Raw genomic sequence first — 15,940 nt, 5'->3', positions numbered from 1 at the left:
TCGAGGCCCAATGTATTCCAACACTTACCATCTCCGCCAAATCCAGGACGGACGCTGGCTGCGAGCCATCGTGCTGGTCGGTCTGACACTTTACCTGAGCGCATGCGAACGCAGTTATTGGGATCCGACCGTCAAAGTTGGCGATCCAGCGGGACACATCGTCGATCGCGATCAGGCACTCAAGCGGGATGCATTCAAAGAACGTGGCGGCATGGGCGCCGAGACCATCGCGCTTGGCGGTGACGATGCACTGGCGCCGAAAACCGTCGATTCGCTGCAAAGAGGAACCGGCACCTTTGTCCGTAAGGTCACGCCACCCAGCGTCGATACCACACCCGGCGATGTGACCCTGAATTTCGACGGCACCGATATCCGCGAGGTCGTCAAGGTTATCCTGGGAGATTTATTGAAGGTCAACTATGTCCTTCACCCGTCGGTTCAGGGGGTCACCTCCTTGCAGACCGGACGGCCATTACGACGCGAGCATCTCATCCCGACCCTGGAAACCTTGCTGCGGATGAATAATGCGGCCATCGTTTTTCGCGACGGCACCTACGAAGTCGTGCCGATCGCCAATGCCATGCAAGGAAAAGTGGTTCCACAGCTTGGCGAGTCAACGCGAGCGCTTCCTCAAGGCTACAGTATTCAGGTCGTCCCGCTGCGCTACATTGGCGCCGAGGAAATGAGTAGCATCCTTCAACCATTGGCGCCGGAAGGCAGCGTCATTCGGATCGATAATCTGCGTAACCTGGTGGTGATCGCGGGAACCAGCCCTGAGATGGGGAATCTGCTCGATACCATTCGGGTCTTCGATGTGGATTGGATGTCCGGGCTCTCGGTTGGTTTTTTTGTCCTTGAATTCGCCAAATCCAACGAAGTCGTGACACAACTTCAAAGCCTGCTGGCCGACGAGGGCGGAAACAATCCGCTCAAAGGGCTCTTCCGGTTCGTCCCGATCGAAAGCGCCAATGCTCTATTAGTCGTCTCTCCGCAGGAGAGTTACATCCAACAGGCCCGCAACTGGATCGAACGGCTGGATATGGCGGAAGCCAGCGGCGATGCCGCGGAACGTCTGTTTGTCTATCGTGTCAAGCACGGAGACGCCGGAGCGCTTGCCGACATCCTCTCCGAATTGTTCGGTGGCGAGAGCAGTAGCGACCGCAATCAGTCCAAGGGCAGCGTCGCACCTGGACTCGAGCGTTCGAGCATCGGATCCAAGAATTCGAGCATCGGATCCAGGAATAAGACAACGGATGCCACCAATACGGATTCCGATAGCAGTCAATCCAATCAACCCCTGAAGGCTTCATCGCGCGAAATCGAGCTGTCCTCGAGCGTCAGTATCGTCGCCGATGCCGTCAACAACTCTTTATTGGTCAGATCCAATCCGCGTGATTTCAAGAAAATACTGGATGCTTTAAAGCAACTCGATATCGTACCGCTTCAGGTTTTGGTCGAGGCAACCATTGTCGAAATCACACTCACTGGCAATCTCCAGTACGGCGTCCAGTGGGAACTCTTTGGTCCCTCGGTTAAAGGCAAAGCCTTTGCTTCGCTCGACGGCAGTCTCGACGATGCAACCACGGCGGGCATCAAGACCTCGTTTCCCGGATTCAACTGGGCCTTGATCTCGAACCCCGGAACCATTCGCGCCACCTTAAGCGCCCTGGCGGGCGAGAATCTCGTCAATGTCCTGTCTTCCCCATCCGTCATGGTGTTGGACAACCAAACCGCGAAAATACAGGTCGGCCAGGAAGTCCCCGTGGCGACTTCGCAACAGCAAAGCACCTCGACGACGGATCGCGTGATTAACACCATCGAATACCGGGATACTGGAGTGATGCTGTCGGTCAAACCGCGTGTCACTCCGGGCGGGCTTGTCCAGATGGAGATCGAGCAGGAGGTCAGCACGGTAGCGCCAACCAAAAGTTCCTCTCTCGATTCGCCGACCTTCCAAACCCGTAACATCACCAGCTCGGTGGCGGTACGTTCCAATCAGGCGGTGGTGCTCGGCGGACTCATCCAGGACCAGCGCACCGATGGCAAGCAAGGCGTTCCGGGGCTCTACAGTCTGCCTTTTGTCGGAGCGCTCTTCGGCGAACGCACCAAGCAGGCCGACCGGACCGAGTTAGTCGTGGTACTGACGCCCAAGGTCATCTCAAGCGACCAGGACATCGAATCGGTCACGGAAGACTTTCGCTCCAAGGTGCGTGGTCTGAATTTCAAGTTCTAACCGAAGTGGATCTTCGCCTCCAGGTTCGGCGCCGAATCCGCGTTGGCCAGCGCCTCTTCCAGGGTAATCACGCCCTCGCGATAGAGTTCCAGGAGCGCGTCGTCGAAGGTCTTGACTCCTTCGTGACCGCTCTGCTGCATGGCCTCGTTGATCGCGTCGACGCGACCCTCCCGGATGAGATCGGCGATGTGGGGCGTGTTGACCAGCGTCTCGATCGCGGCGCGGCGCGTCCCGGCCTTGGTGCGCACCAGACGTTGCGAGAGGATGGCCCTGAGGTAGATCGACAGATCCATGAACAGGGTTTTGTGCATCTCTTGAGGAAACAGATTGACGATCCGCTCCATGGCCTGATGCGCGTTGTTCGCATGCAGCGTGGAAACCGCCAGATGGCCGGTTCCCGCCAGCTCGATCGCCGCTTCCATGGTCTCGCGGTTGCGGATTTCGCCGATCAGGATGACGTCCGGCGCCTCGCGTAGCGCGCTCTTCAGCGCGTGGGCATAGCTTTTGGTATCGAGCCCCACCTCGCGCTGACTGATGATGCACTGCTTGTGCGGATGCACGAATTCGATGGGGTCTTCGATCGTAATGATATGCCCCGACGCGCTCGCGTTGCGATGGTCGAGCATGGCCGCCAGCGTCGTGGTCTTGCCGGAGCCGGTGGCGCCGACCATGAGGATGATCCCGCGCCGGTTCATAATGAGTTGGGACAGCAGCGGGGGTAAGCCAAGCTCGGTCAGGGTGGGAATCTCGGCGCGAATGTAGCGCAGCACCATGGCGGTCTGGCCGCGCTGATAATAGGCATTCACACGAAAACGGGCGCGCTCCTCCAGGGCGATGGCAAAGTCCAGTTCACGCTCCTGTTCCAGTTCCCGCAGTTGCTGTTCGTCCATCACGGACGCCAGCGCCTCGCGACAGAATGCCGGCGTCAGGACCGTGTCCCCGATGGAGCGAATGACGCCCTCGATCTTGATCTTGACCGGCGCGCCAGCGGTAAAAAAGAGATCCGACGCCTTATGGCGGATCATCATTTCGAGATAAGGATTGATGTCCATCGGTGACTGTCTGCCTGTTGACTGCGTTATCGTCTCGCTTTCGATCCGGCCGGATTGACGAGACCCGCCGGCGGTTCCTCGATCCGGGAGACGGGCAGCGCCTCGCCAAACAGGGTCGAGTCGAAGACATCCTCTTCTTCGTCGCCGACCATGGTCAAGCCATCCGTCTCGGCGAAGTGGTTCTTGCCGCGCGCCTCCCGACCTTCCAATTTAATCGCCAGGCGCAGTCCGTTCATGGAATCGGCATTGCGCAGGGCGTCCTCGTAATTGATCTTGCCCGCTTCATGGAGATCGAACAGCGACATATCGAAGGTCTGCATGCCGAGTTCGCGGGACTTTTTCATAATGCTCTTGATGCCTCCGACATCGCCCTTGAAAATCATGTCCTGGATCAGCGGCGAATTGATCATGACCTCGACCGCCGCGATGCGTCCGCCGTCGGTACAGGGCAACAGACGTTGCGAGATGACCGCGTTGAGATTGAGCGAAAGATCCATCAGCAACTGACTCCGGCGTTCTTCCGGAAAGAGGTTAATGATGCGATCGAGTGCCTGATTGGCATTGTTCGCGTGCAGCGTCGACAGACAGAGGTGTCCGGTTTCGGAAAAATTGATCGCATGCTCCATGGTCTCACGGGTGCGGATCTCACCGATCAGGATCACATCCGGGGCCTGACGCAACGTGTTGATCAGCGCGGCATCCCAGCTCTCGGTATCGACGCCGACCTCGCGTTGGGTGATGAGACAGTTCCGATGCGGATGCACATACTCGACCGGATCCTCGATCGTGATGATGTGGCCATAGCTGTGTTCGTTGCGATGGCCGAGCATAGCCGCCAGCGAGGTCGATTTGCCGGATCCCGTCCCGCCGACCAGCAGCACCAGACCGCGCTTGTTCATCACGATCTCTTTCAGCACATGCGGCAGATTCAACTCCTCCAGGGTCGGAATCCCGGCGTTGATGGTCCGCAACACCGCGCCGCACAACCCCTGCTGCACGAAGGCATTGACCCGGAAACGCCCGATGTCCTGAGGGCTGACCGCGAAGTTGCATTCCTTGTGCGCGTCGAAGTCGCGCACCTGACGGTCGTTCATGATCGAACGCACCAGGACATTGGTCTGCTCGCCGCTGAGGATTTGGCTGCTCATGGGCGTCATGCGACCGTCGATCTTGCAGGCGGGGGGAAAGCCGGCGGAGATGAAGAGGTCGGAACCTTTTTTAGCAATCATCTTGCGCAGACATTCGAGCATGAAATGGGCGGCTTGCTGACGATCCATGAGGTACTCCGGAGGTTCTGATTGGCGATTCGCAATCGCCGCGACGACAGCGTGCGAAACCGGCCCCGTCTCGGCGGCGGGGCTCGGTCACTATGATAAGCTCCGGCGATGGATTTGTTGACTCAGGGCGCAGTGCTTAACCAGGCCAGAAATCCGGATCGATCAGCTCGGCAATCCGTTCGATGTCCACCGTGCCGAGGTCTCCAGCGCGCAGTAGAGCGGCCTGTCGATTGGTCCAGGCAAAAAAATCGGATTCGTAGAGTGTCGTCATGACGATCTCCATCACGGTCAAGGATCGAGTGTACTTCCGATAACAGAAAGGCGGCCCAATGGCCGCCTTTTGTCATCGCCGAAAACCCGCGGCCCCTATCGTGGTAGACCGGTTGCCCCCATCAGCCACTCGTCGACCGCGCGGGCGCATTGGCGGCCTTCGCGAATGGCCCAGACGACCAGCGACTGACCGCGCCGCATGTCGCCCGCGCTGAACACGCCATCGACCGAGGTGCGGTAGGCGTTCGGTCCCTCCGTCACGCCCTTGACGTTGCCGCGAGCGTCCAGTTCCAACCCGGCTGTCGTCTTGAGTTCGTCGAGCATGCCGGCATGCACGGGATGCATGAAGCCCATCGCCAGCAGCACCAGATCCGCCTTGAGTTCGCCCTCGCTGCCCGGAATTTCTTCCATTTTCCAGCGTCCCTCGGCGTCTTTCTCCCAGCGCACCAGGCAATACTGGAGCGCCGCGACCCGACCTTCGGCATCGCCCCGGAAGCCCTTGGTCGCGACATTCCACATCCTCTCGCAACCTTCTTCCTGCGAACTGGAGGTACGCATCCGGTTCGGCCAGTCGGGCCAGGTCAGCCCTTTGTCCTCTTTCACGGGAGGACGATCGAGGATCTCGATCTGAGTGACCGAGCGGGCACCATGCCGGTTGGAAGTACCGATGCAATCCGACCCCGTGTCGCCGCCGCCGATCACGACGACATGCTTGCCCTGCGCGCTGATGAAATCGCTGTCGGGCACCGGAGAGCCTTGTACCCGCTTGCTGTTGCGAGTCAGGAAATCCATCGCGAAATGCACTCCGGAAAGCTCGCGCCCCGGCACCGGCAGATCGCGCGGCTGCTCCGAACCGCCAGCAAGAACCACGGCGTCATAGTCCGCACGCAGTTTGCTGACCGGAATCTCGACGCCGATGTGCGCGTTGGTGTGGAATTCCACCCCCTCGGTGCGCATCTGCGCCATGCGGCGGTCGATCAGCGACTTGCTCAGTTTGAAGTCCGGGATGCCGTAGCGCAGTAGCCCACCGATCCGGTCGGCCTTCTCGAACAGCGACACCTGATGACCGGCACGCGCCAGTTGCTGGGCCGTCGCCAGCCCGGCTGGACCGGAACCGACCACCGCTACCCGCTTGCCGGTCCGCCGCTCAGGAACCTGGGGCTTGATCCAACCCTCGGCCCAGGCGCGGTCGACGATGGCGCATTCGATGGTCTTGATGGTGACCGGCGTGTCGTCGATGTTCAGGGTGCAGGCGGTCTCGCAGGGCGCGGGACAGATGCGTCCGGTGAACTCGGGGAAGTTGTTGGTCGAGTGCAGCACCTCGATGGCGGCCTGCCAGTCCCCGCGATACACCAGGTCGTTCCAGTCCGGAATGATGTTGTTGACCGGGCAGCCCTGATGACAGAAAGGAATGCCGCAATCCATGCAGCGCGCGCCTTGCTCGCTCAGTTCGTTCTCCTTCAACGGAATCACGAACTCGTTGTAGTGCACGACCCGATCGGCGGCCGGCTGATAGCGCCGGTCGCGACGGTCGTATTCCATGAATCCGGTTGGCTTACCCATGATCCACAATCCCCTTCAACGGCTTGAACGTCCGTGGCGGACGGCTTTGATTGGCCTGCATGTCCTGAAGCGCGCGACGATAATCGACCGGCATCACCTTGACGAACTTGGGGAGATAGGCCTCCCAGTCGTCCAGGATGCGCCGCGCGACCTCGGAGTTGGTGTAATGCAGATGCTGTTCGATCAGTTGTTTCAGACGCCTCGCATCGAACCGGCTCATATCGTGGCTCAGGTCGACACGCCCGTGGGTCTCCAGGTCTCCGCCCTGATGGTCCAGCGCCTCCAGCGCGTCGTCTTCGCGGGCGATCGGTTCGAGTTCCACCATCGACAGGTTGCAGCGATCCGCGAAGCCGCCATCACCGTTCAGCACATAGGCGATGCCCCCGGACATACCAGCGGCGAAGTTGCGCCCGGTCGGCCCGAGCACCACGGCAACGCCGCCCGTCATGTACTCGCAGCCGTGATCGCCGACACCCTCGACCACCGCCGTCGCGCCCGAGTTGCGCACGCAGAAGCGCTCGCCGGCAACGCCCCGGAAGTAGCATTCGCCGCCAATGGCCCCGTAAAGCACGGTGTTACCGACAATGATGTTGTCCTCGGCCCGCTCGATGGCCGACTCTGCCGGGGGATAGATGACGATGCGCCCGCCCGACAGTCCCTTGCCGACATAGTCGTTGCCCTCGCCTTCGAGTTCGACGGTCACCCCGCGCGCCAGCCAGGCGCCCAGCGACTGACCGGCGGTCCCCTTGGCCTTGATGTGGATGCAGTCATCGGGCAAACCGGCATGCCCGTAACGCTCGGCCACCCGACCCGAGAGCAGGGCGCCAAAGGTACGGTTGAAATTGCGGATGGCGATCTCGATCCGCACCGGCTTGCCGTCCTGCAAGGCGGGTTGGGCCTGACGGATCAGCTCATGGTCGAGCGCCTGGTCGATCCCGTGATCCTGTTGCTCGCGGTTATAGAGCGCGATCTCCGCGGCCACCGCCGGTTTGTTCAGGAGCCGCGAGAAATCCAGCCCCTGTGCCTTCCAGTGCGCGATGGCGCGACGCATCTCCAGCCGGTCGGACTGGCCGATCATCTCGTTCAGGGTGCGGAAGCCGAGACGTGCCATCAGGCGTCGGACTTCCTCTGCCACGAAAAAGAAGTAGTTGATGACGTGCTCGGGTTTTCCGGTGAAGCGCTTGCGCAGCTCAGGATCCTGCGTCGCCACCCCCACCGGACAGGTGTTGAGGTGACATTTTCGCATCATGATGCACCCCTGAACGATCAGCGGCGCGGTGGCGAAGCCGAATTCGTCCGCCCCCAGCAGGGCGCCGATCACGACATCGCGCCCGGTGCGCATGCCGCCGTCCACTTGGACCGCGATCCGCCCGCGCAGATTGTTGAGCACCAGGGTCTGATGGGTCTCGGCCAGGCCGATTTCCCAGGGCGAGCCGGCGTGCTTGATCGAGGTCAGAGGACTGGCGCCGGTGCCGCCGTCATAACCGGCGATGGTCACATGATCGGCATGGGCCTTGGAGACGCCCGCCGCCACCGTGCCGACGCCGATCTCGGACACCAGCTTGACCGAGATCCGCGCCTTGGGGTTGACGTTTTTCAGGTCATGAATGAGCTGCGCCAGATCCTCGATGGAATAGATGTCATGGTGCGGCGGCGGCGAGATCAGACCGACGCCCGGCGTCGAATGACGCACCCGCGCGATCTGGGCGCTCACCTTGTGGCCGGGCAACTGACCGCCCTCGCCCGGCTTGGCGCCCTGGGCGATCTTGATCTGGATGTCGTCGGCGTTGACCAGATACTCGGTGGTCACGCCAAAGCGTCCGGACGCCACCTGCTTGATGGCCGAGCGTTCCGGATTCGCGGTTCCGTCCGCCAGCGGCAGATAGCGCTCGGGCTCCTCGCCGCCCTCGCCGGTGTTGGACTTGCCGCCGATCGCGTTCATCGCCTTGGCCAGATTCGAGTGCGCCTCGTAGGAGATGGACCCGAAGGACATGGCGCCGGTCGCGAATCGCTTAACGATGTCCTTGGCCGGTTCGACTTCGTCGAGCGGAATCGCCTGCTCGGCGAACCGGAAGTCCATCAGACCCCGGAAGGTCAGGAGCCGCTCGGACTGCTCGTCAATGATGCGGGAGAACTGCGCGAAGGTCTCGGCATTGTTGGCGCGGGTCGCGTGCTGGAGCGTGGAGATCGTCTCGGGTGTCCAGATGTGATCCTCGCCGCGCAGGCGATAGGCATAATCGCCGCCGACATCCAGATGCTTGCGATAGATCTGCTCGCTGCCATAGCCTTGCGCGTGCCAGCGCACCGCCTCCCGGGCGACCTGGGCGAGCCCGATGCCCTCCACGGTCGTCGGCGTGCCCGTGAAATAGTGCTTCAGGAAATCGCTATTGAGCCCGATCGCATCGAAGATCTGCGCGCCGCAATAGGACTGGAAGGTGGAGATGCCCATCTTCGACATCACCTTGAGCAAACCCTTGCCGACCGCCTTGATATAGCGGTATTGGGCCTCCTCGAAGGTCAGTTTTTCCGGCAGGCGCGTCAGCATTGACTGGATGCTGTCGAAGGCCAGATAGGGGTTGATCGCCTCGGCGCCATAACCGGCCAGTGCAGCGAAATGATGAACTTCCAGCGCCGAGCCGGTCTCGACCACCAGACCCACGCTCGTGCGCAATCCCTGACGGATCAGATGATGATGCACCGCCGAGGTGCCCAACAGCGACGGGATCGGAATATGGTCGCGATTGGTGTTGCGGTCCGACAGGATGAGGATGTTGAAGCCATCGCGCACAGCCTGCTCCGCCTCGTGGCAGAGTCGGTCGAGCGCGGGCGCCATGCCCTCCGCGCCATCGGGCGCGGGATAAACCATGTGCAGGGTGCGGGTGCGGAAGACCGAGCCCGAGTTGTCCTCGATATGGCGCACCCGCTCCAAATCCTCGTTGGTGAGGACCGGCTGATTGACCTCCAGACGCCAGTGCTTGCCCGCCTCGTTGAGCCCGAGCAGGTTGGGCCGCGGACCGATCAGCGACACCAGCGACATCACCAGTTCCTCGCGGATCGGGTCGATGGGCGGATTGGTGACCTGGGCGAAGTTCTGCTGAAAATAGCTCGACAGGTGTTTGGGGCGGCTGGACAGCACGGATGGCGGATTGTCCGCGCCCATGGAGCCGACCGCCTCCTGTCCCGTGACCACCATTGGGATCAGCAGGAACTTGAGATCCTCCTGTGAATAGCCGAAGGCTTGCTGGGCGTCGAGCAGGGTTTCCGCGTCCGGGGCCATGGGCGCCACGTCGGTCGGCAGCTCGTCAAGGTGGATCTGGGTCCGGGCCAGCCATTCACCGTAGGGTTTGGCGGCGGCCAACTCGGCCTTGATCTCTGCGTCGTCGATGATGCGGCCCTGTTCCAGGTCGATCAGGAACATCTTGCCCGGTTGCAAGCGCCATTTCTTGACGATGCGTTCCTCGGCGATGTCGAGCACGCCCATCTCGGAGGCCATGATCACCAGATCGTCATTGGTGACCAGATAGCGCGCCGGACGCAACCCATTGCGGTCGAGCGTCGCGCCGATCTGACGCCCGTCGGTGAAGGCGAGCGCGGCCGGACCGTCCCAGGGCTCCATCAGGGCGGCGTGATATTCGTAGAAGGCGCGCTGCTTGGCGTCCATCAGCTTGTTGCCGGACCAGGCTTCCGGGACCAGCAGCATCATGGCGTGAGCCAGCGAATAGCCGCCCATCACCAGCAGTTCCAGCGCATTGTCGAAACAGGCCGAATCCGACTGACCCTCGGGAATCAGTGGCCAGATGCTGTCGAGTTCCTCGCCGATCAGTTCCGAGCGCATGGTGTGACGGCGCGCCGCCATCCAGTTGAGATTGCCGCGCAGGGTATTGATCTCGCCGTTGTGGCAGATCATGCGGAAGGGCTGGGCCAGATTCCAGGTCGGGAAGGTATTGGTCGAGAAGCGCTGATGCACCAGGGCCAGGGCCGAGGCAAAGCGCTCGTCGCTCAGATCCCGGTAATAGCGCCCGACCTGATGGGCCAGCAACATGCCCTTATAATTGATCGTGCGCGACGACAGCGTGACGACGTAATAGGCGCTCTTGTCGAAACCGGCGCCGCGAATCTCGTTGTCCATGCGCTTGCGGATCAGGAACAGCTTGCGCTCGAAGGCATCCTGATCCGGACAGTTTTCGCCACAGGCGACGAAGACCTGACGCACCACGGGCTCGGAGGGCAGCACGCTATAGCCGAGGTCGCGGTTGTCGACCGGTACGTCGCGCCATCCAAGCAGGGTCTGACCGCCTTCCTGGAGCCGGCGGCTGACGGTTTCCTCCATGCTCCGGCGCGCCGACTCGTCCTTTGGGAGAAACACCATGCCGACGCCATAACTGCCGGCGGGGGGCAGCTCGAAATCCACCGCCGCACGGAAGAAGGCATCGGGAATCTGGACCAGGATCCCGGCGCCGTCGCCGGCTTTCGGATCGGCGCCCACGGCGCCGCGATGATGCAAGCGTTCCAGGATTTCGAGTCCCTGGCGAACGATCGCATGGCTTTTGCGATTTTTGATGTTGCAGACAAAGCCGACACCACAGGCGTCATGCTCATTGGCTGGGTCATAGAGACCCTGTGCAGGAGGAAAGGCACGAAGGCTCATCTCTGACCTCGTTGATACCTGGGGGTAAAGGGTTCCGATTGTGGCGCCATTGACGGCGGGCGCTGTCAGTCGAACGCGCGAGCGATCAACCGTCAGGCAACGCCCCAACCAGTCATTGGACAGCACAATCCTGTGTTCCGGTGGTCTGGATGATTCAATCGCAAGCGCACCAGGGCCGCGGGGAAAACATCTCGCCATCGAAGAACCGCCAAGGATAACGCTTAAGCATGAGCCGTACCACAGACAGGAGATCTTGATGCGTTTTCCGGAAATCGTCCAAGGCGTGTCATCCATTGTATTCGTGTGGGACCATCGCCGCCGCGCCACTGTCCGGGGCTCGGATCGATGCGCTCGACGCGGGTGTTGCGCGGCATCGCCGTCGGGGCGAATTCATTCGCCCCTACAGGCATCCCGAGAATTGATGACACACCCGAAGGTCTCGTCGCCGCCTAAAATTCGCACCATTCTGGATCAAATCGCACCATCCGATGGCAAGCGACGCCGCCGCGAATCCTCAGCGATCCCAAGCGTAGAGCGTGGCACTCAACAAATCGGGGTCAAAATCCCCGGTGACCACACCCTCGCCAAGCTGGCGTAACAGCACCAGGCGCAACTGGCCATTCAGCACCTTTTTATCCACGGCCATCAATTCCAGGAAACGCTCCGCGGAGACCTCGGGCGGCGGGTCGACGGGCAAACCCGCGCTGGCCACGAGCCGACGCACCCGTTCGAGTTCCGCGCCCGACAGCCAACCCAGCCGCGCCGACAGGTCGGCGGCCATGCACATGCCTACCCCGACCGCCTCGCCATGCAACCACTGACCGTAGCCCATGCCGGTCTCAATGGCGTGCCCGAAGGTGTGACCGAAATTGAGCAGCGCGCGCTGACCGGCTTCCAGTTCGTCCGCGGCGACGATCTCCGCCTTGATCTCGCAGGAGCGCAGGATGATATGCGACAGGGCGTCCGGTTCCCGGCCGAGCACTTCCGACAGGTGCGTCTCCAGCCAATCGAGGAAGGCCGCGTCACGGATGAAACCGTATTTGATGACCTCGGCCAGACCGGCGGACAATTCGCGCTGGGGCAGGGTTTCGAGGGTTGCGGTATCGGCGATCACGGCGCGCGGCTGATAAAAGGCGCCGATCATGTTTTTGCCGGCCGGATGGTTGATGCCGGTCTTGCCGCCGACCGACGAGTCGACTTGGGCGAGCAGGGTGGTTGGCGCCTGGATGAAGGCCACGCCGCGCTGATAGCAGGCCGCCGCGAAGCCGGCCATGTCACCGACCACCCCGCCACCCAGGGCGATCAGTGTGCAGTCGCGTCCAAACCGGGCATCCAGCAGGGCGTCGAAAATTCGGTTCCAGACATCGAGCGTCTTATATTGCTCGCCATCGGGCAGGATCGCCTCGCGCACCTGATAATCGGTCAGAGCCTGCCGGGTGCGCTCCAGATAGAGCGGCGCCAACGTCTCGTTGGTGACGATCATCACCTGAGCGCCCTGGAGATAGGGCCGATACAGCTCCGGATCCGACAGCAAATCCCTCCCGATCTGGATAGGATAGGTGCGTGCCCCAAGGGCCACCGAGAGCGTTTTCATGATCCTGTTCTCCCCGTTCAGATCTCTTCGGAGGCGAGTCTGCGGCAGATTTCCTTGACCACCGAACTGGTGCCGCGTTTCTCGGTGGAGACCACCATGTCGGCGACCTGGCGGTAGAGCGGTTCGCGCTCTTCCATGATCTCGCGCAGTTTGGCCAGCGGATCCTCGGTGTCGAGCAAGGGACGGTTGCGATCACGGGCGGTGCGGGCGTATTGCTGCTCCGGGCTGCAATGCAGATAGATCACCACCCCTCGGGAAGAGAGGTTCTGACGATTCTCCGCATTCAGGATCGCCCCGCCCCCGGTGGCCAGCACGATCCGTTCCTCGCTCACCAATTCCTCGATGACCTGACGCTCGCGGTTACGAAAACCTTCCTCGCCCTCAAATTCAAAGATGGTCGGGATGTCCACGCCGGTACGGCGCTGGATTTCCTGATCGCTGTCCTTGAAGGTATACGACAGCGACTCGGAGAGTTGCCGACCGACGGTACTTTTGCCGGCGCCCATGGGGCCGACGATAAATATATTCTGTGCACGCATCATAGCGAACGATATGCCAGATTTTCGGCACGCGGGCAAGGGCACGTAGCCCATACCCGCGCGCATTGGATGGAGGGGGCGGGCGTAACTCAGCCTGTCCAGCGACGGGTGGATCGGGAGCGGCCGTCAACGGGTCGCCACTTTGACCATTCTAGCGAGATTGAACCGTGTTCAGGTCGATCGACCGAGGGCGTCTGCCTCGCCCGCCCTTTCGGGCGTCTGGCCAGAACGATGGCCGATGCCTTCATTCAAAACAACGCCTATCATACCGGAGATCGCTAAACCGGACATGAGGCCCGGCGCTATCGAAAAAAACCGCAATCTTCCGATTTTTCGTGGACAGGTCCGAGCCGCGCCATCCTTGGCGCATAGGGCGGGCCGTTCTCCCATCCCAACTAAGGCGCCGCCGCAACGTCGCCTTTGAGAATCTTGGGTGTAACGAAGATCAGAAGTTCAGAATTGTTGTCCTGACGCGCCTCCTGCTTGAACAAGCGACCAAGTACCGGAACATCGCCGAGCCAGGGTACCTGTTCCTTGCTGAAGGTCTTTTCACGCTCGAAAACACCTCCAAGAACAACGGTTTCGCCATTCTCGACCAAGACATTGGTTTCCACCGCTCGCGTATCGATTGCGGGGACACCCAGCACTATTATGCCGCTCGGCGAATCCTTGTTCACCTTGAGGTCCATGATGATCCGATCATCCGGAGTGATATGGGGCGTGACATCCAGTTGAAGCACGGCCTCCTTGAACGCCACGGTGGTATTTCCTTCTCCAGTGGCCTCCTGATAGGGGATCTCCGTTCCGACTTTGATTGTCGCCTGACTTTGGTCTGATGTAATCACCCTGGGGCTCGAGATGATCTCGCCTCGACCCTCTCGCTGCATCGCGGAAAGTTCCAGTTGGAGCAGGTAGGAGCCGACCTTGCCGAGCAAGAAATTCAGTGAACCGGATGGGGTGAAAATCGTATTCGCGGGTAAGTTCGTGATCAGCGTCTGATTACCTGCGGCATCGATTAGCCCGGAATTATAGGGAGTTCCCGTGTCGGCATTGAGTCCGAATGGTCCTTTATCGAAGCCGCCAACGGCGAGGCTTCCGGGCTGACCACCGGCAATCAGCAATTCATGATTGTTAATCGAACCCATCGAGCCGGAGACACCAAAACGCACGCCCAGGTCGCGGACGAAATCGTTGTTCGCGATCACGACCCGCGATTCGATCATGACCTGTCGAACGGGTACGTCGAGCAGGCTGACAACGCGTCTTACTTCCTCAAGATTGGCTAATGTATCCTGAACGATCAAAGTGTTAGTCCGCGCGTCGAATGTCACTGATCCTCGCGGCGACAGAATCCCCTGATTGGATCTGGATGCGCTGGCGGAGACTGGCTGAACGCCAGAAGAACCACGATTGGCGGAGCCGGCCGTCGATCTGGAACCTCCCGTCTGGCTCACCTGTGCCGACATCGATTTCGAGGCTCCCTGAAGCACAGCGGCAATTTCCGACGCCTTGGCATAATTGATCTGAATATACTCAGTTCGCAATGGCGCAAGTTCCTCGACTTTTTGCAGCGACTCCATCTGCAATTGTTCTTGAGCTGCAAGCTCCTGGGCGGGCGCGACGATGATGACATTGCCGGTCTGACGCATGGCCAAACCCTTGGTCTTAAGAATGATGTCGAGCGCCTGATCCCAGGGCACATTCTTGAGCCGCAGCGTGATGTTGCCCTGCACGCTATCGCTGGCGACCAGGTTCATATCGGTAAAATCGGCGAGCACCTGAAGCACCGCGCGCACCTCGATATCCTGAAAATTCAGAGACAGACGATCGCCTTCGTACACCACCTTCTGCCGCGCCATCTCCTCCTTTTCGTCGGGCGTCAGCGGACGAAAATCCAGGGTAAAGAGTTCGTCGGTCTGGTAGGCCATATAGTCGAAATCGCCTTCGGTCTGGACCTCGACTTCGACATTGCGTCCGTTGGGACGGGACTCGATAGCCGTGACCGGCGTGGCGAAGTCCATGACATCGAGCCGGCGAAAGAGCCGTTGGGGGAGCGAGGTATCGTGGAGGTCGACAAAAACGCGGCTACCCTGTTCGCGCACCGCAACCCTGGTGTCCGAACTCGGCAGTCGGATGACGACCCGACCCTCGCCGCTGGTGCCGCGCCGAAAGTCGACATCCCGCAACGCGGGTCCGGAAGCGGCGGACCGCGAGGGACGCGATCGAGGGTTCCAGGCGGGCGGCGGTTGACTCGTCCCCGCATCGTCCACCTGACTGGCGGAGGGCGGCGCCTCGGGCGGCACGCTGACGACATCGCTTTGCGTATTGACCTTGATCGTCACGCGATTGCCTGCCGTGCTGACCTCGTAAGGAACCGAATCGGTCAGATTGAGAACCACGCGGGTGCGGTCGCTCGCATCGACCGCGACCAGACTATGCACCGCGCCCACGCCGATCGGAACCGACTTGCTGGCGAGCTTGCTGGTCACGCCGGGGAAATCCAGCGCGATCCGCGCCGGCGATTCGGTCGAAAAGGTTTCGGGCGCGGCCACGGATCCGGAGAGGATGAGCTGAATCTCAACGCGATTGCCGGGGAGCGCGGCGAACTGAACGTCCGTTAAATCGGCCGCCGTCGCTTGAGCGCTGATGATCAAAAAGAGAATCGGAAGGCCGAGGGCATAGGCTCGCGCCATCATTCGAGCGGACCCGTTGAGCCAGGATTTGCCCCCTCGATCTCTTTGAAACAGGCTGATCATCGGTCTTC

At 61.0% G+C, this 15,940-nt stretch carries 9 protein-coding genes; 1 reads left to right on the top strand and 8 read right to left on the bottom strand.

The features are described from left to right. The first annotated feature begins 10 nt into the window (after nt 1-10). Nucleotides 11-2,233, top strand: coding sequence for a type II secretion system secretin GspD (gene gspD / locus CCR95_RS21800; protein WP_201098427.1), 2,223 nt, complete (start codon nt 11-13; stop codon nt 2,231-2,233). Here the strand turns inward: gspD and CCR95_RS21795 are convergent. From CCR95_RS21795 to CCR95_RS21760, 8 genes are all read right to left on the bottom strand, one after another. Next, a complete protein-coding gene (locus tag CCR95_RS21795; protein WP_201098425.1) occupies nt 2,230-3,285 on the bottom strand; it encodes a PilT/PilU family type 4a pilus ATPase in 1,056 nt (351 codons plus the stop codon). The genes gspD and CCR95_RS21795 overlap by 4 nt on opposite strands. Before the next feature lie 26 nt (nt 3,286-3,311). Beyond that, a complete protein-coding gene (locus CCR95_RS21790) occupies nt 3,312-4,562 on the bottom strand; it encodes a PilT/PilU family type 4a pilus ATPase (RefSeq protein ID WP_201098423.1) in 1,251 nt (416 codons plus the stop codon). A gap of 136 nt (nt 4,563-4,698) precedes the next feature. Further along, nucleotides 4,699-4,833: a DUF29 family protein gene (locus tag CCR95_RS21785; RefSeq protein WP_242523415.1), complete on the bottom strand. Its 135-nt coding sequence runs from the start codon at nt 4,831-4,833 to the stop codon at nt 4,699-4,701. A 95-nt stretch (nt 4,834-4,928) separates the two neighbouring features. After that, complete coding sequence (locus CCR95_RS21780; RefSeq protein ID WP_201098421.1) at nt 4,929-6,395, bottom strand: glutamate synthase subunit beta; 1,467 nt, start codon at nt 6,393-6,395, stop codon at nt 4,929-4,931. Then, entirely contained in the window at nt 6,388-11,043 is a 4,656-nt protein-coding gene (gltB, locus tag CCR95_RS21775; RefSeq protein ID WP_201098419.1) for a glutamate synthase large subunit, read from the bottom strand. Before gltB ends, CCR95_RS21780 begins: the two co-directional genes overlap by 8 nt. Nucleotides 11,044-11,557: 514 nt before the next feature. Beyond that, nucleotides 11,558-12,637 (bottom strand): 3-dehydroquinate synthase, encoded by a 1,080-nt coding sequence (aroB, locus tag CCR95_RS21770; protein ID WP_201098417.1) that lies wholly within the window; start codon nt 12,635-12,637, stop codon nt 11,558-11,560. A 17-nt stretch (nt 12,638-12,654) separates the two neighbouring features. Next, on the bottom strand, nt 12,655-13,179 hold the full coding sequence (gene aroK, locus CCR95_RS21765) for a shikimate kinase AroK (RefSeq protein WP_201098415.1): 525 nt from the start codon (nt 13,177-13,179) through the stop codon (nt 12,655-12,657). Between the two features lie 392 nt (nt 13,180-13,571). Next, nucleotides 13,572-15,932 (bottom strand): type IV pilus secretin PilQ, encoded by a 2,361-nt coding sequence (locus tag CCR95_RS21760; protein ID WP_201098413.1) that lies wholly within the window; start codon nt 15,930-15,932, stop codon nt 13,572-13,574. Between the last annotated feature and the right edge of the window lie 8 nt (nt 15,933-15,940).

It is taken from the genome of Thiocystis minor (assembly GCF_016653465.1).
GTDB classification, from domain to species: domain Bacteria; phylum Pseudomonadota; class Gammaproteobacteria; order Chromatiales; family Chromatiaceae; genus Chromatium; species Chromatium minus.
Note: the sequence above shows the minus strand (reverse complement) of the source record. Positions and strands in the feature narration are given on the sequence as shown.

Bases quoted from the DNA above. Each gene is read 5' to 3' on its own strand.
- gspD (WP_201098427.1), top strand. From the start codon at position 11: ATGTATTCCAACACTTACCATCTCCGCCAAATCCAGGACGGACGCTGG.
- CCR95_RS21790 (WP_201098423.1), bottom strand. From the start codon at position 4,562: ATGGATCGTCAGCAAGCCGCCCATTTCATGCTCGAATGTCTGCGCAAG.
- gltB (WP_201098419.1), bottom strand. From the start codon at position 11,043: ATGAGCCTTCGTGCCTTTCCTCCTGCACAGGGTCTCTATGACCCAGCC.
- CCR95_RS21795 (WP_201098425.1), bottom strand. From the start codon at position 3,285: ATGGACATCAATCCTTATCTCGAAATGATGATCCGCCATAAGGCGTCG.
- aroK (WP_201098415.1), bottom strand. From the start codon at position 13,179: ATGATGCGTGCACAGAATATATTTATCGTCGGCCCCATGGGCGCCGGC.
- CCR95_RS21780 (WP_201098421.1), bottom strand. From the start codon at position 6,395: ATGGGTAAGCCAACCGGATTCATGGAATACGACCGTCGCGACCGGCGC.
- CCR95_RS21785 (WP_242523415.1), bottom strand. From the start codon at position 4,833: ATGACGACACTCTACGAATCCGATTTTTTTGCCTGGACCAATCGACAG.
- CCR95_RS21760 (WP_201098413.1), bottom strand. From the start codon at position 15,932: ATGATCAGCCTGTTTCAAAGAGATCGAGGGGGCAAATCCTGGCTCAAC.
- aroB (WP_201098417.1), bottom strand. From the start codon at position 12,637: ATGAAAACGCTCTCGGTGGCCCTTGGGGCACGCACCTATCCTATCCAG.